Here is a 22,339-nt window from a genome sequence, read left to right on the forward strand (position 1 = left end):
CTCGGGGATTGCGCTGGTGGAGCATATACCTGGCACACCCGACGAGCTCCGCGCGCTCGGCGCCGACCCAGCCGACGCCACCGAACTCGCAGGCCTGCACCAGGTGTACTTCGGCCCCACCCGCTTTAGCGGAAAACAACGCAAAGCCCGCCACGCAGCGCTTCAACAACGCCACAGCCTGAGCACCCTCACACTGATTGAAACCTACGTTTCAAAAGTCAAGAAAACCCTCGACGCCTGGAACCTGAGAGTCAGACTTACCGCCACACCCGCACACCGCATCCGAGCCGTTGCCACAGCACGGCTTAAAGAACTCACACGTAAAAGAACCGCCAAACCAGGCGTGCGCATCACCTACCGAGAGCAAGGCCCCAACACGCTCTCGATTACCGATGATGCCACCACGATTGCCAACATGCGCGCAGTACTCGAATCCACCAACAACACCGACCTGCTTCAAGCCGCCAACGACGTCTTCTTCAAAGAGGGCACTGGTTCCAAACCGGCGGTGCGCACCCAAGTCATCGTCACCCTGAATGAGTTGGACCAGATCATTAACGGTGACGGGGACGAGATCGAGCTCAACCTCACCAACGGTGGGCGCATGACCGGGGCAGAATTCCTCACCCACAAGTTCGCCGAAATAGGCTACGCCACCATCGTGCACCCTATTGAAGGACCCATTAACACCTGGCGCTTAGAGCGCGGGGCAAACTTCAACCAACGCCTCACCCTGCACGCTGAATTCCACACGTGTTCTAGGCCTGGGTGTAATAAACCAGCTGATTACTGCCAAATCCATCATTTGGTGCCCTGGCAGGCTGGTGGCTACACCAACATCAAGAACCTGACGTTTTTGTGCGCCTACCACAACGGCATTAACGACGATGACCCTTTAAGGCCTACCGGGCGTGGCTACATGTACCGCCTCAACACCGGGGTCAGCTTCATCCCACCCTGGGGAACACCAATCACCGCGATGCCCGAATACCAAGAAGCAGTCGCCAGACTCGCCGCCGAACAAGCAGGACAACCACCAGACCCGCCACCGGACCCACCACCCGACAGCAGCTAACACCCCAGCCACCAAACACAAAAAGCGCCGGTAACCTGCGACAAAGGCGCTCCCGATAGAAGCACCCGTCAGACAAAGCCACACTGACGGGGATATCGGCGATCCCAGGTTGCGCTTCAGTCACCGCCGGATACAACAGGGGCAGCCACGGCAGGATCCTTAAGCCCTTAAAGACGAAACCCGCCAACCACAGCAAGGTTGACGGGTAGTCGGCGCGCTTGAGCTAGATATCCGTGCCGATATCGAGGTGCATACCCGGAACCGAGTTGATGAGGTTGCGGGTGTACTCCTGCTGGGCGTTTTCGAAGATATCGTCGGCGGTGCCCTGTTCGACGGCCTGGCCCTTCTTCATCACTACCACGTCGTCGGCAGTCTGGCGGACCACTGCGAGGTCGTGGGTAATGAAGAGGTAGGACAGGCTGAGCTCCGACTGCAGCTCCGCGAGGAGCTGGATGATCTGGTTCTGCACCAGCACGTCGAGGGCGGAGACGGCCTCATCGAGGACGATGACCTCCGGGCGAAGAGCCAGCGCGCGGGCAATGGCGATACGCTGGCGCTGGCCGCCGGAAAGCTCGTTGGGGTAGCGGCGCATGGCGGAGCGAGGCATGGAGACCATGTCGAGAAGCTCGGCCACGCGGGCCTCACGTTCCTTGCGCGAGCCCACCTTGTGCAGCGCCATGGGTTCCTCGATGCACTTGTAAATGGAGTACATCGGATCCAGTGAGCCATAGGGGTTCTGGAAGACCACCTGCATCTTGCGGCGGAGCTTGAAGAGTTCCTGCTTCGATAGCTTCGAGGTATCGCGGCCTTCGAATTCGATGGTCCCGGAGGTCGGCTCCAAAAGGCCCAACACCATGTTGGCCACCGTGGACTTGCCGGATCCGGACTCGCCCACCAGCGCCAGGGTGGTGCCGCGGCGGATGTCGAAGGAGACATCGTCGACAGCCTTGAGGAGCTTCTTGCCGCCGCGCTGGCCGCGGATGTCGAATTCCTTGGTGAGGTTGCGAACCGAAATCACTGGGGCTTGCTCTTCGGCAGATGAACTGCCAGTGGAATCTGCAGTGATGGCGCCAGGTTCAACGTCGGCGCCGATAGCCTCGCCCGACTTGAGCTCCTTGGCCTCCACGCCAGCTTCCTTGGCCGCGCGGATGCGGGAGGAGGCGAGGGAAGGGGCGGCCTTGACAAGGCGGCGGGTGTAAGGGTGCTGCGGGGAACGCAGGATCTCGCGCGACGGGCCCGACTCAACGATGCGGCCGCGGTGCATCACGATGAGGTGTTCGGCGCGCTCGGCCGCCAGACCAAGGTCGTGGGTAATGAAGAGAACGGCGTTGCCCAGCTCCTCGGTGAGATGCTCCAGGTGGTCCAGGATGGTCTTCTGAACAGTTACATCCAGCGCGGAGGTGGGCTCATCGGCGATGAGTAGCTTCGGGCGGGCGGCCAGGCCGATTGCGATGAGCGCGCGCTGGCGCATACCACCAGAGAACTCGTGGGGGTACTGCTTGGCGCGCCGTTCGGCGTCGGGAAGCCCGGCTTCCTCCAGAAGCTCCACCACGCGTTCGTGGTGCTTGGAGCCCTCCACCACGTGGTTGGCCTTGAGAGACTCCTCGACCTGGGTGCCGATGCGCCACACCGGGTTGAGGTTGGACATCGGATCCTGCGGGACCAAGCCGATCTTGTCGCCGCGTAGCGATTCGAATTGCTTGTTGTTGTAGTGAGTGATGTCCTCGCCTTCGAAGAGGATCTGGCCGCCGGTGACCTTGCCGGTGCCCGGCAGCAGGCCCAGGATGGACATCGCCGTGGTGGACTTACCGGAACCGGACTCGCCCACGATGGCCACGGACTGGCCCGGGTAGATGGACATGTTGACGCCACGCACTGCCTCAACCACGCCGGTCGACGTGGTGAAGGAGATGCGAACGTCCTTCATTTCAAGAAGTGGGTTAGTCATTAACGCTTCCTCGCCTTCGGATCGAGTGCATCGCGGACGACGTCACCCATCATGATGAAGCTCAACACGGTCAGGCCCAAGGCACCCGCCGGGTAGAACAGGACTGCCGGGGCAACACGCAGGGAGGCCTGCGCGTCGGAGATGTCTCCGCCCCAGGACACGAACGTCGGCGGCAAGCCGATGCCCAGGAAGGACAGGGTGGCCTCGGCGACGATGTAGGTGCCCAGCGCCACGGTGGCGTAGGAGATGATGGGCGCGGCTGCGTTCGGCAGGATGTGGCTGAACAGGATGCGCCAGCTCGACGCGCCGATGGAGCGTGCGGATTGTACGAATTCCTCGTTCTTGATGGAGACCACCGCGCCGCGGGTGATGCGGGCGATGGAGACCCAGCCGAAGAGGCCGAGCACCAAGACCACCGTGACGATGGTGCGGTGCTCCTTGAACATCTGCATGACCACGATGGCGGCGAGCACTAGCGGGATGGCGAAGAAGATGTCGGTGATGCGGGACAGGACGGAGTCGATCCAGCCGCCGAAGAAGCCGGCGATAGCGCCGATCATTGAACCAAGTACCACGACGAGCAGCGTGGTGAGGATGCCGACGGCGACCGACGCACGCGCACCGTAGATCACGCGGGCATAGATGTCACAACCCTGGCGGTTGAAACCGAAGGGGTGGCCCGGCTCGGCGGGTGCGAGGGACCTGGATAGTTCGCACAGGCGCGGGTCGGTGCTAGTAAACAGACCCGGTGCGATAGCCAGGAGGACTGCCACGAGAATCATCACGGCAGCGACCCAGAACAGTGGGCGGCGGCGCAGGTAGCGCCATGCCTCGCCCCACTGAGAGGAGGGAGCGGACTCGTCCTTGACGGCGTCGACCGCGCCGAGACCCGTTTCATCGGTTTCCGAGACGAAGTGCTCTTGGCCCGGATAGGGAGTGGTTTTCTCGAAATTAGGCATAGCGAATCCTCGGATCAAGTACGGCGTACAGGAGGTCAACGAGCAGGTTGGCGATGATGTAGATGATCACCAACACCGTGGTGAAGGAGACGATGGTGGTCGGCTCACCGCGCAGAATGGCCTGGTACATGGTGCCGCCGACGCCGTTGATGCCGAAGATGCCCTCGGTCACGATGGCGCCGGTCATGAGTGCGCCGATATCGGCGCCGATGAAGGTGGCCACAGGAATCAGCGAGTTGCGCAGCACGTGACGGCGGGTCACCGCGCCGTTGGACAGGCCCTTGGCGCGGGCGGTGCGCACGTAGTCGGCGCGCAGGTTCTCAGCCACGGACTGGCGGGTCAGGCGGATGACGTAGGCCAGGGAGAGCGCGCCGAGCACCATGGCCGGCATGAGAAGGGACTTCACCGTGGCGTTAGCGCCGACGGTAACCGGCAGGACGCCCCACTTAATGCCTACGAGGTACTGGAAGACGAAGCCGATAACGAAGGAGGGCACGGCGATGACGAGCAGGGAGATGACCAACACGGTGGAATCGAAGAAGCCGCCGCGGCGCATACCGGCGAAGACGCCGAAGAGGATGCCGAAGACGGATTCAAAAATGATCGCCATGACGGTCAGTTTCACCGTGACGGGGAAGGCGTTGGCCATCACCTGGGTTACGGGGACACCGGAGAAGGTCGTGCCGAAGTCCAGCATGAAGATGCCCTTGATATAGAGCAGATACTGAATGATGAACGGCTTGTCGAGGTTGTATTCCGCCTCAATGCGGGCGCGGGCAGCCTCGGTAAGGCCGCGGTCACCGCCAAGGGCTTCGACAGGATCGCCGGGCATCAAGAAGACGAGCGCGTAGATGAGCAAGGTAGCTCCGAAGAACACCGGAATCATCTGGAGCACTCGGCGCCCGATATAGCGCAGCATAGTGTGGTCCTTTACTCGTTGTGGGGCAGGTGCTTGCCAGCGTTCTCCGGATTTCGGGACGCAGGTCAAAGCTTAGAAGAATTTTAATGTGTGATCCCACGCTTCGAGAAATCTATAGCGCGTTTCTAATCACACTTCGGGGGTGAAAACGTGGGGCGACCCCCGCTCCACAGAGGTTGCGGGGGTCGTGCGAAGTAGCTAGAGGCTGGCGTTACTTCTTGGTGATGTTGTAGTACACCGGCTGGGACTTCCAGGAGAAGACGACGTTGTCGACGTTCTCGGAGTAGCCACCGGTGGCGTTGGAGTACCACAGCGGGATAGCCGGGAGATCCTTGAACAGGACTTCCTGGGCCTCGGTGTACTTCTTGATGGCCTCTTCCTCGGAGGAGGAGGTCAGGGCTTCGTCGAGAAGCTTGTCGAACTCCGGGTTGGTGTAGTCACCGTCGTTGGAGGAACCGTTGGTCCTGTACAGCGGGGAGAGGAAGTTAGCCTGGCTTGGGTAGTCTGCCTGCCAGCCGGTGCGGAAGGCGGACTTGATGGTGCGGTTGGTCACCTCATCGCGCAGGGACTTGAAGTCCGGGTACGGAGCGCCAACTGCCTCGATGCCGAGGGTGTTCTTGATGGAGTTGGTGGTTGCATCCACCCAGCTCTTGTGGCCGCCGTCGGAGTTGTAGGCAATCTCCAGGGTCGGGTTATCCCACTTGTTGAGCTTGTCAGCCTCAGCCCACAGCTCCTTGGCCTTCTCCGGGTCATACTTCAGGACCTCGTTGCCCTTGATGTCCTCGGAGTAGCCCGGCATAACCGGGGAGGTGAAGTCCTTGGCCGGGGTGCGGGTGCCCTTGAAGATGGTGTCCGTGATCTCCTCGCGGTTGATGGCATAGGAGATGGCTTGGCGACGCAGCACGCCTTCCTCGCCGGAGTAGTGCTCGAGGTTCTCGCCCAAGGTGAAGGACTGGAAGATAGCAGTCGGCTGGTTCACTGCACGGTCGCCGAGGTCGGCGTCGTAGACATCGAAAGCGGAGTCCGGAACGGCGTCGAGAACGTCGAGGTTGCCCGAGAGCAGATCGGCGTAAGCGGCGTCCTGGGAGGCGTAGAAGACGAACTTGATGCCGTCATTCTGCGGGGTCTGGCCACCCTTGTACTCCTCATTCGGAACGACGGTGGCGTCCTGGTTGTGGTTCCACTCGGTCAGCTTGTACGGGCCGTTGCCAATCGGGTTCTGGCCGAAGGCATCCATGTCTTCCAGGGACGACTCGTGCAGCGGGTAGAACGCGGAGTAGCCCAACTGTGCCGGGAAGTCCTGCTCCGGGCTGTTCAGTGCGATGGTGAAGGTGAGGTCGTCGACGACCTTGAGGCCTTCCATCTCCTTCACGCCTTCCTCGAAGCCCTTGATGTTGGCAAAGAAGGAAGCGTTGAGCTGGTCATTGGCCACGGCGTAGTTCCAGGCGTCCACGAAGTTCTTCGCGGTGACCGGGGAGCCGTCGGAGAACTTAGACTCCTTGAGCTTGACGGTGAACTCGGTGTTGTCATCGTTCGGCTCGATGGATTCAGCCAGCTCGTTCTGGGCTTCGCCGTCGCCGTCGTAGTAGACCAAGCCGGCGTAGATGGAATCGACGATGCGTCCGCCACCGGTTTCGTTGGTGTTGGCCGGGATGAGCGGGTTCTGCGGCTCGGAGCCGTTGACGGTGACGATTCCGTCACCGGATGCGGAGCCGGAAGCAGAGTCCGAACCGGAGTTATCGCCACCACAGGCCGCGAGGGTGAGCGGCAGGGTAGCGACAGAGAGAGCAGCAAGTGTCTTCTTGAGCGTCATGTGGGTCTTAGACCTCCGTGGTGCGAAAGATGTAGAAAACCTGTGATGTTGGTTTTATATGAAGCTACCGCGTGGCGCGCCTCATATACAAGGAATCGAAAAATATGTCCTGCAATGAAAGCTATAGATCGGTAGGTATTTGTTCCTGACCTGCGGTTTTGGTGGAGGATGAAAAAAGTCCCATCCCCCTGAGAGGGGTGGGACACGGAGGGGAGTGAATGTTACCTATCTCGCAGCCACTGAATGATGGTCTGAGTAAAACCGTGAGGGTTCTCAAGGTAGGGGAGGTTCTTGGCGCCGGGGATGGTGGTGGCGGTAAAGCCCCCACGGCAGCGTCGCGCCGCGCGCCGGGCTACCGGCCGCCACAACATCTGATCGGCATGAATGAACAGCGTCGGACACTGCACGCTGAGTTCGAGCCAACTCAGCGGAACCACGGCGGTGCGCAGTCGGTGGTTCCAGATGATTCCGCGGCGGACGTTTCCAATACGTGAGGAGGCCACACGCAAGCGCAGGGCCTCCGCGCGCTCGGCGCCGCTGAAGGATCCGAGGGCGTCGAGATCCATCTCCCGGTGATAGGTATCTTCCCGCAGTAGGAGGCTGGGGGCGCCGATCTTTCCTAGGCGGCACAACGCCGCGCGTAGGAGAACCCACCCGAAATCCCAGGGGCGTACGGCGATGGCGCGGCGCAAATCAGTTGGGTGTGCTGCCGAAACAGAAACCAGCCCGCGCACCCGCTCGGGCCGCTCGGTAGCCAGCGCCCAGGCCACCGCACCACCGGTATCCGCGCCAACCAGGTAGGCATCATCGTGGCCTAATGCGCGGATGGCACCACTGACATCGCCCACCGCCACGCGGATATCCTGGCCGGGTTCGAGCGGAGGTTTGTCAGACATGCCAAAGCCGCGCATGTCGAGGGCGGCGACGTGGAAGCCGGCGTCGGCAAGCGGGGCAATGACATTCCGGAAGTCGAACCACCCGCCGAAAGAACCATGGAGTAAAAGCACCAGCGGGTCATCCGGGTTGCCGGCGGTGACGGCGTGCAGGCGGATGCCGCGCGTGTGCAGGAACTCGTGCTCAAAGGGGCCGTCAAGCTCCACTACGGAGGGCGGTAGGGGATTCATAGGGGCGGGCCTTTCGAAGGGGGAGGGTAGATAGACGAAATCCGCCCCGAACGCATGTGCTCGGGGCGGGGCTGTAAAGAGAGAGAAAGGACCCTGAGGGGTTAGGTGTAGAGACCACGCTCGATGGACTTCTCAGCCTTACCCGGAACCAGCTTCTTGAGTTCCTTCGTGGACTGGATGGTCTTCTCCGGGGCCTTGACCTGCTTGACCTGCTTGAAACCGATGAAGGCCACGACGGCGGCCAAGACGACCATAATGAGGAAGACAATCAGGAAGGCAGCCCAACGGTCAAGCCATACGGCCAGCAGCTCCGCCAGGAAGAAGAAAAAGAAGAAGGAGCTATACAGCGCCACGGTGCCGGCCACACCGAACATGCCCGCGCCGATGCCGCCCTTCTTGGCAGAAGCAGCGAGCTCGGTCTTGGCTAGTTCAACCTCAGAGCGAACCAGCTGGGACATCTGCTCGGTGGCGTTGGACACGAGCTGGCCGATGGATGCTTCGCCACGGCGGGAGGTATCCGCATCGCTCAAGGGAATGCTGTCTACCTTCGGGGCGAACTTGTTGGACCCGTCAGTGAATAGTCCGTCGTTGCTCACGGTTAAAAACTCCTACTGTTTTGTCGCAATCTATATCGGCCATAGTAATGAACTTTCCAGAGTTCATGTGGTGCGGCCCGCAAAGTGGGTACGGCGTTATTGTAATGGGTATGCCGCATTCTGACCCGCTGACCCCGCTGATGGCCCTATCTGGGGTGGAGGATAAAGCCGGTTCCGCCGCCGCAGCGATTGCGCGCGTGCATCGCCGCCCCGCGGGCTTGCGCAAGTTTGACGTTATTTCTTCCGAGTCGCTGTTGCGCGGCGCGCGGGCGGCCGCGGCGATTGACGGCGCGCCGCTTGAGGCTGACGGTATCCCGCCCGCGGTTAGTGCTTATTCTTTGCTCGCTCCGGAAAAACAGGCGGCCACGGTGCGTACTTTCGCGCGGGCTCCGCTGCAGGTCCTAGCCCGGATTGATGTTGCCGCGGGCGGCGAGGGCCATCCCGATCAGGAGCCGGCGGTGGCGCAGGCGTTGGCGCAGCTCATCACGCGCGGGGCCGGCGTGGACTTCGACCGTTTGTTGCCGGTGGTGCTGCAGGCGGAGATTGCTGCGCGCTCGCTGTTCGGCGCGCGCAGCACCGCCGTGGCGCTCGTCGCCGCGCGCACCGCCGCTATCCATACGGGCTTCGATCCGCGGGGATTTGCCGTGCCTGAGACCTACCTCAACCGCCATCGCGCGGACTACCGTGCGGCACTGGACGCTTATGGCAAGGATCCGGGGGCGCTCATCACGCTGCTTCTCGACGCCTGGGAGGCCGGCGCCCGCGAAGCCGACGGCATCGCGCAAGCGGCTTAATCGCGCAGCTGCTGGCGTGCAAATAAAATTCCGCCGACCACGAGGGCAGCGATGCCGGCCACGACCGCCGAGCCGATACCGAATTCGCGTGCGCTGGGTGCGGTAAAGAGCGGAACGGGGTGTTTGAACGTGCGGATTTCCCAGTCCTGGGCGATGGCGTGCTTCTTCAACAGGCGGTCCGGGTTCACGGCAACGGGGTGGCCAACCTGCTCCAGCATCGGGATGTCCGTGGCGGAATCGGAGTAGGCAAAGGATGCGTCGGGGTCGACGTTGAGCTCCTGAGCAATGCGCGCCAGTGCCTCAGCTTTTGCGGCACCTTTGCAATAAAACAGGATCTCCCCGGTGAACCGGCCGTCTTTCTCGGCGAGCTCGGTGGCCACGACGTGCTCGATGCCCAGTTCCTGCGCGATGGGCTCGACCAGCACGCTTGCCGACGCCGAGATGATCACCACCTCGTGGCCGGCGGTGCGGTGGGCGTCGATAAGCGCGCGTGCCTCCGCGTAAATGGCGGGGGTGACCACTGTGTGCATGGTCTCTACCGCGATGTCGTGGACCTCCTGGACTGACCAGCCGGCGGCCATGGCGGCGAGCTGATCGCGGGTGGTGTCCATGTGCTCGCTGCTGTGGCCGGCGAGCATATAGCTGGCCTTGGCTAAAGACAGCTGTAGTGCTTCCGCATGCGTGATGAGCCCGTTGTGCATGAATTCGCGGCCGAAGGCATAGGCCGAGGATGTGGCAATGATCGTTTTGTCCAAGTCGAAGAACGCGGCCGCGCGGGTGGCGCCGTCAGTGGGAAAAGGGGTACCGGTCATCGAGGAAGGCCTGCCGTCATTGTGCGAGTTACCCTGCTCATCGTAGCCTCTTAGCAGGCAGAACCGGGAGTGCGTCGGCACGGTGTTAGGGATCTCAAGGAATGTTGTCGCTCGCTGTTGTCATCTGTTCCCTCGCATGTCATAATGTGATGTGCAAGGCCCCGATATACAGTGCGGCCTGCCCCGGCGCACCCCCCCGATGCCGGGTTACCGATGGCCCGCGCACACCCCCCGAGGCGCGGGCCATCACCTTTTTAATTTTTCCGCCATCAAACTGTTCGTATTTAATGTCCTGGCGTGGCGATATAATCTCAGTCGTGACAGGCTATCGTTCAAATTCTTCCTCTCGCCGAGGAGGTTCCGTTCCCCCTCAAGTGAGTTTGCCACTTGCTACAGAAAGCACCGTCTACTTTGTTGATGAAGCAGGGGAGTAAAGGAACTTTAGGGAAGTATTTTGTTGTTGCGGCTGTTCGAACGGGGGATCCTGATTTCCTTTCGAGAGAGATTAAGGCATGTCGTGAGCAGCACAACTTCACAAAGGCTGACGAGATTAAGTTTTCGAAAGTCACTAAACACTCTGGACCTGTTTTGCTGGAGATTTTTCAAACAGCGGTAAACGCGGGCTGCTCGTTTGGTGCTTTTGTTCTGGACAAGAGACATTTTGATCCATGGAGTAGCCGAGAACAGTGGCAGGGGCATTTGTTCGCGACAGATCGGCTGTTACGGGGGGTTGGTTACTCGGCGTGAGGTTGGGGTGGTGCTGCTTGATCACATTGATGTTCCTGTCGGGGTTTCCTATGGAGATGCGCTGGTGAATTCTCTCAATCAGAGATTTGGAAATAAGCGGTTTGCAACGGCGGTTAGCCTGGATTCTCGGACGTGTCCGGCTCTGCAGGTGGCGGATTTGCTAGCTAGTTCGGTTTTCCATGCGCGAAAGAAGATCGAAGACGTGGGTTTGGAGGCCTTCTTGGAAGATCGTTCGCCAAAGGCCAGGCTTTCGAAAGGTATTGCGGCTGCATTAGGTGAGAGTCACTTCAGTGACTGCCGTACATCACTTTTGAAGATTGAGACAAGCCATGAGAGGTCATTGACAGAATTGAAGCGCCAACGATACTCTTAAGTGAGGCGCTGAACGCCATAGCCGCAGGCTAAAAGCAAGCGCCCCTCGGGCCGAGTCTCAGACTCACCACCCGAGTTTGATGGCTAACCAAGCCATTATCTACCGCACTTATTGCGATACCCTCGAGCGTGGCTCGGGGGTATTTGCTTTTGATCCTTAAGGGCGGGTTCTAGTGGTCGTGGAAACACGGGTTCCCTGTGAATTTTCGGTACTTGAGCCCCGGTAATTTTGTTTAAACGTCAGCAAAACAGGGGCAAAAGACGCCATAATGGCGAAGTTATTCACAGGTGGTGAGGAAGTCCTAGCGCGCGGTTGGGGTGCTCGCGCATGCTTCAGGCATGAGCACGTTTCACCTAGTTATCGCTGTTGGGGATTCCACGCTGCGAGCCGAGGCAGCATCCGCAGCCGCCGCCAGTACTGCGGAAATAAGCACCGTGGAGGACCCGCGGGACTTCTCCCGGCACTTGCCCAAGGCGGATGCCGTCTTGGCCGATGCACTGACGGCCCGGCTCGTGGCGGGGCATCCGCGTGTGTATTTCCTGGCCTTGGATCCGGGGCCGATCGATTATGAGGCCGCACTCTGCTGCCGCGCGACTGCCGCCTTCATCGTTCCAGCCCAATCAAAAGAACTCCTGGGCGCATTAGCCGCGGACGCTACCCCTGAGACCACCGTGTCCACTGGTTTAACCCTGGCGGTGACCGGGTCCGCTGGGGGCCTGGGTGCCTCGACGGTGGCGGTGGCGCTGGCCCGCGAGGCAGGCGCGGACCTCCTGGTTGATGCGAGCCCTTATTCCGGCGGCCTCGACTTGCTCACCGGCATTGAGAACAAGCCTGGGGCGCGGTGGCCGGATCTCGCTGCGGGGACCGGTTCGGTTGATGCAGCAGACCTTGTCCGTGCTTTGCCCACCACTCCGGATGGCATCGCGGTTCTCTCAGCGGCGAGGTCTGCCAACGCGGAGGTGGTTGAGATGACCGCGACCCGGCGCGCGGCCATCATGCAAGCTGCGTGTTTATACCCGGGGACCGTGGTGGTGGACTGCCCGCCGTGGGATATCCCCGATGCGGCGGATCACGTGGTGGTGCTGACCGCCGCTGAGGTACGTGCGGCCGCCGCCTGCGCGCAGCTGGTAGCAGAACTTCGCGCCCGGCCGCAGGAATGCTCCGTCGTCGTGCGCAACCGCCAGTGGGCGGGTCTGGACACCAGCGACATCGCCACGGTGACTCATGCAGACCCCATCGCTGAGTTGCCGACGATCCGTGGTCTGACCCGCACGGTGGAAACCAGTGGGCTGCCGCGCCAGCTGCCCCGAGCCCTTACGCGTGCCGCGCGCCAGATGTGGGAGGTCGTGGCATGAACCTGATCGATACGATGCGCACTATCGTGGCCGCCGAGCCGCAGCTGGCCCACGACGCTCCTGCTTTGGCGCGGCGCATTCGCCAGGAAGCCGGTGTCATCAGTGATGTCGATGTGCTCGACCTTTTGCAGCGCCTGCGCCACGATTCCGTGGGCTTGGGGCTACTGGAGCCGGTCCTGTCACTGCCGGGGTTGACCGATGTTGTTGTCAACGGCCCCGATTCCTGTTTCGTTGATTGCGGGCAGGGCCTGCAGCCACGCGATATTGGCTTCGCCGACGACGCCGAGGTGCGCCAGCTGGCCACCCGGCTGGCTGCGGTGGCGGGCGTGCGGTTGGATGATGCGCAACCTTTTGCCGATGGGCGCCTGACCCGCCCCGATGGCACGAGAATTCGCCTCCACGCGTTGCTTGCTCCTCCTTCGGCAAGCGGAACCTGTATCAGCCTCCGCGTGCTGCGCCAAGCGCAAACCAGCCTGGAGGAACTGATAGCTAATGGCAGCATTGATTCCAGCCTGGAGCACGTCCTGCGCGCCGTCGTTGAGCGGCGGGCGTCCTTCCTGGTCACTGGTGGGACAGGCTCAGGCAAAACGACGTTGCTCGCCGCCTTGCTGGGGTGCGTGCCCGCCACCGAGCGCTTGCTCATCATCGAGGACACCCCGGAGCTTTCCCCGAATCACCCGCACGTGGTGACCTTGGTATCGCGCCGGGCCAATGCAGAAGGACGCGGCGAGATTTCCATGTCGCTCCTGCTGCGCCAAGCGCTGCGCATGCGCCCAGACCGCATCGTGGTCGGTGAGATCCGCGGCGCGGAAGTGGTGGAGTTGTTGGCTGCACTCAACACAGGACACGATGGTGGCGCGGGCACCGTGCACGCTAACTCTGTTGACGAAGTGCCCGCCCGCATGGAGGCCCTCGCCGCGCTGGGAGGACTCGACCGCGTGGCGCTGCACTCGCAGTTGGCGGCCGCTGTGCACGTGGTCCTCGGGATGGAACGCACGCCACAGGGGCGGCGTCTCGCGCACCTCGGCGTGTTGGAGGGAAACCCGGTTATACCTCAGCTGGTGTGGACGGCCGAAGATGGTCCGCTTCCCGGGTTTGCGCAGCTGTGTTCGCGGCTGGGGGTGGAACCATGGTGTGGTTATTCCTCGCGGCAGCGTGTTTGCTCTCGCAGCCTGCTTCGGTGGCGCGGTTGGAATCGCCGAAGTCGCGTTCGCTGGCGCCTGCGGCGGTGTTTCTCGGGGTCGGGTGCTGTGTCTTCTTCGGCAGGCCCACTGTTGTGGTGGCGGTGGGCTGCATTGTGGCTTGTGCGCTGTGGTTTGCCAATGATCTGGCAGCAGCCCGGCGCGAGCGTCATGGCGCGGAGGCGCTCGCTTCCTACTTTGGTTCGGTTGCCGCTGAGCTAAGAGCAGGATCGACAACGGCGGGGGCGTTGCGTCGGGGTGCAGATGCCCTTCCTGACTCCACTCCGGAGAATCTCCGCGCTGCGTTGAGCACGGCCGCGGGTCTCGCAGCACAAGGCGGCTCACCTGCGGTTGCTCTCAATGCACCGGAGGTTGCGCGCTATGCAGCGCTGCTCACGCTCTCGGGGCGTCATGGCGTGGCGTTGGCGAACCTCATCGAGCAGGCCCAAAGCCAGCTGGATACTGCGCGCCGCCATGCCGGTGAGACCGCCGCCTCCTTACAAGGGCCACAGGCCACCGCGGTCATCCTGGCGTGCCTGCCACTGGCGGGCATCCTTATGGGCGGGGCGATGGGCGCGGATTCCCTAGGGTTCTTGCTCGGCGGTGGCCTTGGGGGCGTGCTTCTCGACGTCGGCGTGGCCCTCGTCTGCGCCGGCTTTGCCTGGTCACGCCTCATTCTGCGGAAGGCGGCGCAGTGATGGTCTTGACTTATGTCTCCGCTGCATTAATGGCCGCGGCACTCGCTGTTACCGTTTCCGCACCGTCCGGGCGGATCGCGCAGTCGGGCTCACGCACACCGCGTCCGAAGACGCCGCGCGATGGTCCAGCGGCGGACTATAGTGCGCTCGATGCCGCCAGCGACCTGGAGCTCTTCGCCGCGTGCCTGGAGGCCGGTCTCTCCACGCGCAGTGCCGTGCTAGCTGTCGCTGAAGCCTCGCCGCGGTGGTCAGAGGCAGCGGCGCTTATCGGGGTGGGGGTTCCCATGGGTACCGCGTGGTCGGCGTTGGCCAGCCAGCCGTATTTGGAAGAGCTGGTGCGGCTTACGCAGCTGTCCGGCGAATCGGGCGCAGCCATGGCAACTGGGTGCCACCGGTTGGTGGCGCAGCTGCGTGCCGAAGCTTCGGCACAAGCGACCGCGCGGGCGGAGCGCGCTGGTGTGTTCATCGCAGCGCCGCTGGCAGTGTGCTTCCTTCCCGCTTTCCTGGTCCTTGGGTTGATACCTGTTCTCATCAGCTTGGGCCAGCAACTCTTCTAAGTCAGCACATACAACCAACCGTTCAACTAACCACTCACCAACTCAGCACACGCAACCTACACAAACACAGGAAAGAAAGATAGGTTAACCATGCAGAAAAAGGTAAACTACCAGTCACTATTAGCTAATGATGATGGGATGTCCACGATTGAATATGCTATGGGTTCGCTCGCGGCCGCAGCGCTTGCCGCGGTTCTCTATGCCGTGGTCAATGGCGGCGAAGTTACCAGCGCCATTACGTCCATCATCACCGACGCCCTGTCTAACACCCCAGGCTAATGCGCGCGCTTGATGACGCCGGCTCCGTCACCATCGAGGCGGCTCTGTCGCTGTCCGCGCTCGTCATCGTCGCCGCGGGAATCGTGGGTGGCATCGCCACGTTGTCGGCCCACCTCGCTGCCGTTGACGCCGCAGGCGCTGCAGCTCGCTCCGCCGCCATCGGCGTGGACTTTCAGCGCGATGGAGTGACGGTGACCGTGAGCGAAGGCTCTGGGCTTATAACCGCTGAGGCCGCCGTGCCGGCACCGCTGGGGACCATGCACGCGCAGGCGGTGTTTCCCGCGGAGATGGCAGCCGGTGGGGCCGCAGGGGCGCAGCCATGAGTCGTCATCAGCGCAGCTGGGGAAGGATCCCGGCGGGCGAGGAGGGCTATGCCACTGTCGTCACCGCCGGGATCATCGCCGCAGTGGCTTCTCTGTTGCTGGCGGTTGCGGCGGTTGCTTCGCTCGTTGTGGCACGGCACGAAGCGCAGGTGGCGGCGGATCTGGCCGCGGTGGCCGGCGCGTGGGAGGTGGCCAAGGGCAGGGACGCCTGCACGAAGGCTGAGGAGATTGCCGCGCTCAACGGCGCGGAACTCGGCTCCTGCGTCATCGATGGGAGCGACGTTGAGGTGACCGCCCAGATGCGCGGGCGCAGCGCCATCGCCCGCGCCGGTCCGGTCTAAGAGGTCATGGTTACCAGCGCGCCGAGCAGTGCCACAGCGCCTGCCTTGTCCAGTGGGTTGTTGCCGTTGCCGCATTTGGGGGATTGCACGCACGACGGGCAGCCGGACTCGCAGGGGCAGGAGCGCACGGCCTCAAAGGTGGCCTTGATCCACTCGGGGAATCGGCGGAAACCTTCCTCGGCGAAGCCGGCGCCGCCGGGGTGGCCGTCGTAGACGAAGACCGTGGGCAAGCCCGTATCGGCGTGCTGCGCGGTGGACACGCCGCCGATGTCCCAGCGGTCGCAGGTGGCAATGAGCGGCAGCAACCCAATGGCGGCGTGCTCGGCCGCATGGAGGGTGCCCGGGGTGCGCCCGGCGGTGACTCCCATCGCTGCGAGTGCCAGCGGATCGATGGTGTAGGCCACCGCTCGGGTCACCAGGCGCTGCTCCGGCAGGTCAAGGGGGATATCCTCGCCCACGGAGCCATCGGGAAGCCGTACCTGGTAGCCGGTGACTTTGTCGGTCACCTCGACCTCCAGGCTGGCCACCCACAGGCCGGGGGCGTAGTTCACCAGGTCATCGGCTTCGCGCAGGATGCGGATGTCCGTCGTGGACTTCGGCTGCGTGGTGTAGTCCGGCGTCTTCGGTACGGCGAGTGCCACTCCCGGTTCGGCGGGAGCTGCGCCACCAGCGCCGCCGAGGTGAAGTTCCTCGATGACGAAGCTCTCACCACGGTGCAGGTACACCGCGCCGGGATGCACCTGGCTCACCGCGCGGGCTGAATCGATGGTGCCGAGCAGGCGGCCGTCGGAGGAATCCACAATCATGACCTCCTCGCCCGAGCCACCCCGCAGCGAGACGGCCGTGTGAGCGGTCTCCGGGGTGAGCTCGCTGGAGCCAGCCGGCAGGGGAGCGGCGAACCAGCCCTGCGGGCGCCGGCGCAGCAGGCCCTGCTGGGCTAGGTCGTGGACCACGGCTTCGGCGCGGAAGGCGGCTACGTCGGCATCTGTCAGCGGCTTCTCCACCGCCGCGCAGTACACGTGCCCGGCCAGGATGTAGGGGTTGGCGGGGTTGAACACGCTGGCCTCCACCGGTCGGCCCAACAATGCCTCTGGGTGGTGAACCAGGTAGGTGTCCATCGGTTCATCGCGGGCCACCAACACCACCAGCGAGCCCTGGCCACGGCGGCCCGCGCGCCCGGCCTGCTGCCAGAAGCTAGCAACCGTACCCGGGAACCCAGCAGTGACCACGGCATCCAGTCCGCCGACGTCGATGCCCAGCTCCAAAGCCGAGGTGGTGGCCACGCCGAGCAGGGAGCCATCATCCAGTGCCTGCTCCAGCGCGCGGCGGTCCTCGGCCAGATACCCCGCGCGGTAGGCGGCAATCCGGCGCGCGAAATCCGGCCGGCCCAGCCTCCCGGAGAGCTCCTCTGCTGCCCGCAGCGCTGTGGTCTCCGCCGCGCGCCGTGAGCGCACAAAGGTCAACGTCCGAGCACCTTGCGCCACCAGCGCGGCCATCATCCAGGCCGCTTCCGTCGTGGCGGCGCGGCGCACAGGAGCGCCGTTTTGTCCCTCGATACCCTCCATGAAGCCCGGCTCCCACAGCGCGACCGTCCGCGCACCCGTCGGCGCGCCATCCTCGGTTACAGGGAGAAACTCGCGCCCCGTCAGCCGCGCGGCATGCCGGGCGGGATCCCGCATGGTCGCCGAAGCCGCAATAACCACCGGCCGCGAACCGTAGTGTGCGCACAGCCGCAGCAAACGCCGCACCACGAGTGCCACGTTCGCCCCGAAAACCCCGCGGTAGGCATGCGCCTCATCAATCACGATGAACTTCAAGTGCCGCAGCACCCGCGCCCACCGCTGGTGCGCGCCCAGCAGAGAAGAATGAATCATGTCCGGGTTGGAAAAGATGAACCGCGCCTGATCGCGGATGCCGGCGCGCGCTTCGGTGGGGGTATCGCCGTCGTAGGGGGCGGGGTGGACGTCGTGAAGCGCAGCGATGCTCTGCGTGAGCTCGAGCACCGTGCGCAGCTGGTCCGAACCCAGCGCCTTCGTCGGCGTGATGTAGAGCGCGCACGCGGTCGGGTCCTCCGCCAGGCGGGACAGGATGGGCAGACGATAACCCAGGGACTTTCCGGAACTCGTGCCGGTGGAGACCACCACATCGCGCCCCTCCCACGCGGCCTGTGCCACGGCGACCTGGTGGGCATAGAGCTTGGCGACGCCTTGCTCCTCCAACGCCGCCCGCAACTCCGGCAGGACCCACTCGGGCCACTCGGCATAGCTCGCTGGCTGGGCGGGCAGGGTGGTGGAGTGCGTTAGCTCGGACTCGGGGAAACGCTCAACGAGGTGCTCGACGAGCTCCTCACCCAGAGGGTTCTCACTCACGCTTGCCTCCACTAATCTGCTGCAGGTGTCCAAACGTGGCACACTAGTGCACTAGTTTGCATTAATTTATTTCCGCAAAGGACAACTCATCATGGCATACGGTACCGTCAAGTTCTTCAACGCCGAAAAAGGCTACGGCTTCATTGAGCAGGAGGACGGCTCCGGCGACATCTTCGTGCACTACACCGAAATCCAAGGAACCGGCTTCCGCACCCTCGAAGATAACCAGCGCGTCTCCTTTGAGATTGGGGAAGACGCTAAAGGCCAGCAGGCCACCAACGTCGAGGTGGTTTAGGGGGATTCGGCATAGCCGCGCCGGGTATCCCACCACTCCAGCAGCTTATTCTGTCCCTTCTGCAGGCCGTAGCCGATGATGACGGCGGCGATGATGGAAATGAGCATGGCTATTGCCGGCGAGCCGGAGAAGGCCACGCCGCCGAGATAACCAATGGCTAGAGCCTGTGCCACCCACAGCAGGACGCCGATGGTGTCGAAGAAGAAAAACAGTACCCACGGGTAGCGCATGGAACCCAGCAGAATCGTCATGAAGAGCCGGGCCGAGGGGATGAAACGCGCAATGATGATGGCCGCGCCGCCGCTGCGTCGAATGTTGCGCTTGACCCACGTCAAGGCGTCATAAGCCTTCGTGCCCTTTTGGGCTCTATTAATAAGAGCAATGAGCCGGGTTCCTAGGAGGAAGCACAAGTTATCCCCCAAAATGGCGGCAACCATGGCGACGAAAAACATGGTGGGGAGGTGGGGGAATCCTTGGGAACCAGACCAGGCGCCCACCATGTTGAGGGGAACCTCTGAAGGCAAAACGGGGAAGAAGCAGTCGAGGAAAATCAGCGAGCCCACCAGCGGATAAATCCACTGTGTGGCCATGATGACCTCGAACCATGCAGTAATAGACGCAATCACGCTGTCTCCCGGTTGTGTGCTGTGAGGCGAATCCTCGGACGGCCAGTATAGACCCCCTGTTGTGTGGACGTGTACTGGCCTGAATAACTAGAGTGAACCTCTATCTGTGTACTCTAGGGGCAATTGCCCAGCAGAGGACTAGCCATCGGAAGGGATGAAGTCGAAGTGGCAGAAGCTACCGGCCCGGGGAAGACCCTGGTCATCGTCGAGTCAGCAACCAAGGCGAAGAAGATTCAGCCTTACCTCGGCGATAAGTACATTGTTGAGGCCTCCGTCGGCCACATCCGGGACCTTCCCCGCGGCGCTGCCGACGTCCCCGCCAAATATAAGAAGGAATCCTGGGCGCGCCTCGGTGTGAACCCGGAGGATAACTTCACCCCGCTCTACGTCATCAGCCAGGACAAGAAGAAGAAGGTCGCTGACCTCAAGGCCAAGCTGAAGCAGTGCGATCAGCTCTACCTCGCAACAGACCCCGACCGCGAGGGCGAGGCCATTGCCTGGCACCTGCTGGAAGTACTCAAGCCCAAGGTGCCGGTGCGCCGCATGGTCTTCAACGAGATCACCAAGTCCGCCATCCTGGAGGCCGCGGAAAACACCCGTGAGCTCGATGAAAACCTCATCGACGCCCAGGAAACCCGCCGCATTCTCGACCGCCTCTACGGCTACGAGGTCTCCCCGGTGCTGTGGAAGAAGGTTATGCCGCGCCTGTCGGCTGGCCGCGTGCAGTCCGTGGCCACCCGCGTCATCGTCGAGCGCGAGCGCGAGCGCATGGCGTTCATCCCCGCCGAGTACTGGGATCTCACGGCAACGCTGACGTCCACGCCGGATTTCGACGCACGCCTGAGCGCCCTCGACGGCAAACGCGTGGCCGCGGGCCGCGACTTCAACGATAGGGGTCAGCTGAAGAGCGACGAGGTGGTCGTCGTCAAGCAGGCCCAGGCGGAGCAGCTGGCCAGCGCGCTGGAAGGCTCCACCATGACCGTGGCTAGCGTCGAGCACAAGCCCTATTCGCGCAAGCCTTCCGCGCCGTTTATGACGTCGACTCTGCAGCAGGAGGCCGGCCGGCGCCTGCACTACACCTCGGAGCGCACGATGCGCATTGCGCAGCGCCTCTACGAGAACGGCCACATTACCTATATGCGTTCCGACTCGCCCTCCCTGTCCAAGCAGGGCCTGGACGCGGCACGTGAGGCGGCGACGTCCATTTTCGGCGCCGAGTTTGTGGCCGACGGGCCGCGCACTTACGACCGTAAGGTGAAGAACTCCCAGGAGGCCCACGAGGCCATCCGTCCCGCCGGTGAGCGTTTTGCCACCCCGGGCCAGCTGGCCGGGCAGCTCGACGCCGAGGAGTACAAGCTCTACGAGCTGATTTGGAAGCGCACCGTCGCCTCCCAGATGGCCGATGCCAAGGGAACCTCGATGAAGGTGACTGCGACCGTCAACGCCGGCGGCCACGACGCCGACTTCTCCGCCACCGGCCGCACGATTACCTTCCCGGGCTTCCTCAAGGCCTACGAGGACGTGGCGGCGAAGGGGTCGAAGGAAGAGTCGCGCCTGCCGCACCTCAACGAGGGCGACACGCTGACAACGTCCGCGGTTACTGCCGACGGCCACTCCACCAACCCGCCGGCGCGCTACACCGAGGCCAGCTTGGTTAAGAAGATGGAAGATTTGGGCATTGGGCGCCCGTCGACGTACGCCTCCATCATCAAGACCATCCAGGACCGCGGCTACGTGCTCTCCCGCGGCAACGCGCTGGTGCCCTCGTGGGTTGCCTTCGCGGTGGTGGGCCTGCTGGAGAATAACTTCACCGAGCTGGTGGACTATGACTTCACCTCCTCCATGGAGGATGAGCTCGATGCCATTGCGGCCGGCTCGGAGAACGGCACGGATTGGCTGAATAACTTCTACTTCGGAAACACGGAGGCCGGCGAGCGGAAGGCCGCATCCATCGCCCGCCACGGCGGCCTGAAGTCCCTGGTGGACATCAACCTGGAGGCCATCGACGCCCGCCAGGTCAACTCGCTGCGTCTCTACACCGACGCGGAGGGCCGCGATGTCTTCGTGCGCGTGGGCCGCTATGGGCCGTATATCGAGCGCGCCGTGGGCACCAACGAGGATGGCACGGTGGAGTACCAGCGCGCCAACCTCTCGGAGACGGTCACCCCGGATGAGCTCAATGAAGCTTTGGCGGAGAAGCTCTTCGCCACCCCGCAGGGCGGGCGCGAGCTGGGCCAGAACCCGGAGAATGGCCGCACCATCGTGGCCAAGGAGGGCCGCTTCGGCCCCTACGTGACCGAGCAGGTGCGTGACGATGAGCGCGAGAAGGCCGAGGCCGAGGCCGAGGAGATCGTTAAGGAAGAGCGCGCTGCGGAGGACGCCCAGCGCGCGGCCGAGGGCAAGCGCGCCAAGAACTGGGAGACCAAGACCGCGGCGAAACAGAAGGAAAAGCGCATTGCTGAGTACGTTGAGGAGAAGCTGAAGCCGGGCACGGCCTCGCTCTTTGCCTCGATGGAGCCGTCCAGCGTCACGCTGGAGGAAGCACTCAAGTTGTTGAGCCTGCCGCGTGAGGTGGGCGTGGACCCCTCGGACGGCGAGGTCATCACCGCGCAGAACGGCCGCTATGGCCCGTACCTGAAGAAGGGCAAGGATTCGCGTTCCTTGGCCAAGGAGGAGCAGATCTTCTCCATCACCTTGGATGAGGCGCGTCGCATCTACGCGGAGCCGAAGCGCCGCGGCCGTGCGGCCGCGCAGCCGCCGATTAAGCAGCTGGGTGATAACGACGTCTCCGGTAAGCCGATGACGGTCAAGGACGGTCGCTTTGGCCCGTACGTCACCGACGGCACGACGAATGCCTCGCTGCGCCGCGGCGACGATCCGGAGCAGCTTACCGACGCCCGCGCGAACGAGCTCCTTTCCGAGCGTCGCGCCAAGGATGCCGCGAACGGTGGGGCTAAGAAGTCGACGAAGAAGAGCACCAAGAAGTCGACTAAGAAATCGACCAAGAAGGCTACGAAAAAGTCGACCAAGAAGGCCACGAAGAAACCTTCGCCGGGCACCAAGAACGTGGTCAAGGCCGGATCGCGCAGGAAGTAGCCGAATATGAAGACCAGCTTCGCCCGCGACATGGTGGCCCGCACCCAGGAGGGCACGGA

At 62.9% G+C, this 22,339-nt stretch carries 19 protein-coding genes and 1 pseudogene; 11 read left to right on the forward strand and 9 right to left on the reverse strand.

Annotation, left to right across the window (positions count from 1 at the left end; all coding sequences use genetic code 11):
* The coding region (locus tag HMPREF2526_RS09950) for an HNH endonuclease signature motif containing protein (RefSeq protein WP_070547186.1) at nucleotides 1-1,075 on the forward strand (1,075 nt) is incomplete at its 5' end.
* 223 nt (nucleotides 1,076-1,298) lie between these two features.
* On the opposite strand, the gene HMPREF2526_RS09955 is transcribed toward HMPREF2526_RS09950, so the two are convergent.
* From HMPREF2526_RS09955 to HMPREF2526_RS09980, 6 genes are all read right to left on the reverse strand, one after another.
* The gene (locus tag HMPREF2526_RS09955; RefSeq protein WP_070547187.1) at nucleotides 1,299-3,023 is read right to left on the reverse strand and encodes a dipeptide ABC transporter ATP-binding protein; all 1,725 of its coding nucleotides are present in this window, start codon (nucleotides 3,021-3,023) and stop codon (nucleotides 1,299-1,301) included.
* Nucleotides 3,023-3,982, reverse strand: a complete 960-nt coding sequence (locus HMPREF2526_RS09960) for an ABC transporter permease (protein ID WP_046647882.1) — start codon at nucleotides 3,980-3,982, stop codon at nucleotides 3,023-3,025. The genes HMPREF2526_RS09955 and HMPREF2526_RS09960 overlap by 1 nt, the downstream gene beginning before the upstream one ends.
* Nucleotides 3,975-4,901, reverse strand: coding sequence for an ABC transporter permease (locus HMPREF2526_RS09965; protein WP_010189948.1), 927 nt, complete (start codon nucleotides 4,899-4,901; stop codon nucleotides 3,975-3,977). Before HMPREF2526_RS09965 ends, HMPREF2526_RS09960 begins: the two co-directional genes overlap by 8 nt.
* Nucleotides 4,902-5,112: 211 nt before the next feature.
* A complete protein-coding gene (locus tag HMPREF2526_RS09970) occupies nucleotides 5,113-6,714 on the reverse strand; it encodes a peptide ABC transporter substrate-binding protein (RefSeq protein ID WP_070547188.1) in 1,602 nt (533 codons plus the stop codon).
* A 221-nt stretch (nucleotides 6,715-6,935) separates the two neighbouring features.
* Nucleotides 6,936-7,838, reverse strand: a complete 903-nt coding sequence (locus tag HMPREF2526_RS09975) for an alpha/beta fold hydrolase (RefSeq protein ID WP_070547189.1) — start codon at nucleotides 7,836-7,838, stop codon at nucleotides 6,936-6,938.
* 101 nt (nucleotides 7,839-7,939) lie between these two features.
* Nucleotides 7,940-8,434, reverse strand: a complete 495-nt coding sequence (locus HMPREF2526_RS09980) for a phage holin family protein (RefSeq protein ID WP_046647879.1) — start codon at nucleotides 8,432-8,434, stop codon at nucleotides 7,940-7,942.
* Between the two features lie 104 nt (nucleotides 8,435-8,538).
* Here HMPREF2526_RS09980 and HMPREF2526_RS09985 point away from each other — a divergent pair, with 104 nt between their 5' ends.
* Nucleotides 8,539-9,228, forward strand: coding sequence for an oxidoreductase (locus tag HMPREF2526_RS09985; protein ID WP_070547190.1), 690 nt, complete (start codon nucleotides 8,539-8,541; stop codon nucleotides 9,226-9,228).
* Here HMPREF2526_RS09985 and HMPREF2526_RS09990 read toward each other — a convergent pair.
* Nucleotides 9,225-10,040: an HAD family hydrolase gene (locus HMPREF2526_RS09990; protein ID WP_070547191.1), complete on the reverse strand. Its 816-nt coding sequence runs from the start codon at nucleotides 10,038-10,040 to the stop codon at nucleotides 9,225-9,227. The genes HMPREF2526_RS09985 and HMPREF2526_RS09990 overlap by 4 nt on opposite strands.
* A 1,458-nt stretch (nucleotides 10,041-11,498) precedes the next feature.
* Between HMPREF2526_RS09990 and ssd the strand changes: the two genes are divergently transcribed.
* The 7 genes and pseudogenes from ssd to HMPREF2526_RS10025 all read left to right on the forward strand — a co-directional run bounded on the left by ssd (nucleotide 11,499) and on the right by HMPREF2526_RS10025 (nucleotide 15,894).
* Nucleotides 11,499-12,515 (forward strand): septum site-determining protein Ssd, encoded by a 1,017-nt coding sequence (ssd, locus tag HMPREF2526_RS09995; protein WP_070547201.1) that lies wholly within the window; start codon nucleotides 11,499-11,501, stop codon nucleotides 12,513-12,515.
* Nucleotides 12,512-13,633: pseudogene (locus HMPREF2526_RS10000) on the forward strand (TadA family conjugal transfer-associated ATPase); the annotation flags it as partial. The gene ssd and the pseudogene HMPREF2526_RS10000, both read left to right, overlap by 4 nt.
* 311 nt (nucleotides 13,634-13,944) lie before the next feature.
* On the forward strand, nucleotides 13,945-14,394 hold the full coding sequence (locus HMPREF2526_RS13670) for a type II secretion system F family protein (protein WP_246819889.1): 450 nt from the start codon (nucleotides 13,945-13,947) through the stop codon (nucleotides 14,392-14,394).
* Nucleotides 14,394-14,951 carry a type II secretion system F family protein gene (locus HMPREF2526_RS10010; RefSeq protein WP_070547193.1) on the forward strand — a complete coding sequence of 186 codons (558 nt, stop codon included), beginning with the start codon at nucleotides 14,394-14,396 and terminating at the stop codon, nucleotides 14,949-14,951. The genes HMPREF2526_RS13670 and HMPREF2526_RS10010 overlap by 1 nt, the downstream gene beginning before the upstream one ends.
* Nucleotides 14,952-15,041: 90 nt before the next feature.
* Complete coding sequence (locus tag HMPREF2526_RS10015; RefSeq protein ID WP_010189925.1) at nucleotides 15,042-15,230, forward strand: DUF4244 domain-containing protein; 189 nt, start codon at nucleotides 15,042-15,044, stop codon at nucleotides 15,228-15,230.
* On the forward strand, nucleotides 15,230-15,553 hold the full coding sequence (locus tag HMPREF2526_RS10020) for a hypothetical protein (protein WP_070547194.1): 324 nt from the start codon (nucleotides 15,230-15,232) through the stop codon (nucleotides 15,551-15,553). Before HMPREF2526_RS10015 ends, HMPREF2526_RS10020 begins: the two co-directional genes overlap by 1 nt.
* Nucleotides 15,550-15,894, forward strand: a complete 345-nt coding sequence (locus HMPREF2526_RS10025) for an Rv3654c family TadE-like protein (protein ID WP_070547195.1) — start codon at nucleotides 15,550-15,552, stop codon at nucleotides 15,892-15,894. The genes HMPREF2526_RS10020 and HMPREF2526_RS10025 overlap by 4 nt, the downstream gene beginning before the upstream one ends.
* On the opposite strand, the gene HMPREF2526_RS10030 is transcribed toward HMPREF2526_RS10025, so the two are convergent.
* A complete protein-coding gene (locus HMPREF2526_RS10030) occupies nucleotides 15,891-18,263 on the reverse strand; it encodes a DEAD/DEAH box helicase (protein WP_070547196.1) in 2,373 nt (790 codons plus the stop codon). The two genes, HMPREF2526_RS10025 and HMPREF2526_RS10030, sit on opposite strands and share 4 nt — an antisense overlap.
* Before the next feature lie 91 nt (nucleotides 18,264-18,354).
* On the opposite strand from HMPREF2526_RS10030, the gene HMPREF2526_RS10035 reads away from it, so the two are divergent.
* A complete protein-coding gene (locus tag HMPREF2526_RS10035) occupies nucleotides 18,355-18,558 on the forward strand; it encodes a cold-shock protein (RefSeq protein ID WP_010189920.1) in 204 nt (67 codons plus the stop codon).
* Here HMPREF2526_RS10035 and HMPREF2526_RS10040 read toward each other — a convergent pair.
* Nucleotides 18,555-19,148 (reverse strand): DedA family protein, encoded by a 594-nt coding sequence (locus HMPREF2526_RS10040; RefSeq protein ID WP_158397573.1) that lies wholly within the window; start codon nucleotides 19,146-19,148, stop codon nucleotides 18,555-18,557. The genes HMPREF2526_RS10035 and HMPREF2526_RS10040 overlap by 4 nt on opposite strands.
* Nucleotides 19,149-19,349: 201 nt before the next feature.
* On the opposite strand from HMPREF2526_RS10040, the gene topA reads away from it, so the two are divergent.
* Nucleotides 19,350-22,280, forward strand: a complete 2,931-nt coding sequence (gene topA / locus HMPREF2526_RS10045; RefSeq protein WP_070547197.1) for a type I DNA topoisomerase — start codon at nucleotides 19,350-19,352, stop codon at nucleotides 22,278-22,280.
* The last annotated feature ends 59 nt before the right edge of the window (nucleotides 22,281-22,339 follow it).

It is taken from the genome of Corynebacterium sp. HMSC070E08 (assembly GCF_001808895.1).
GTDB classification, from domain to species: Bacteria; Actinomycetota; Actinomycetes; order Mycobacteriales; family Mycobacteriaceae; genus Corynebacterium; species Corynebacterium hiratae.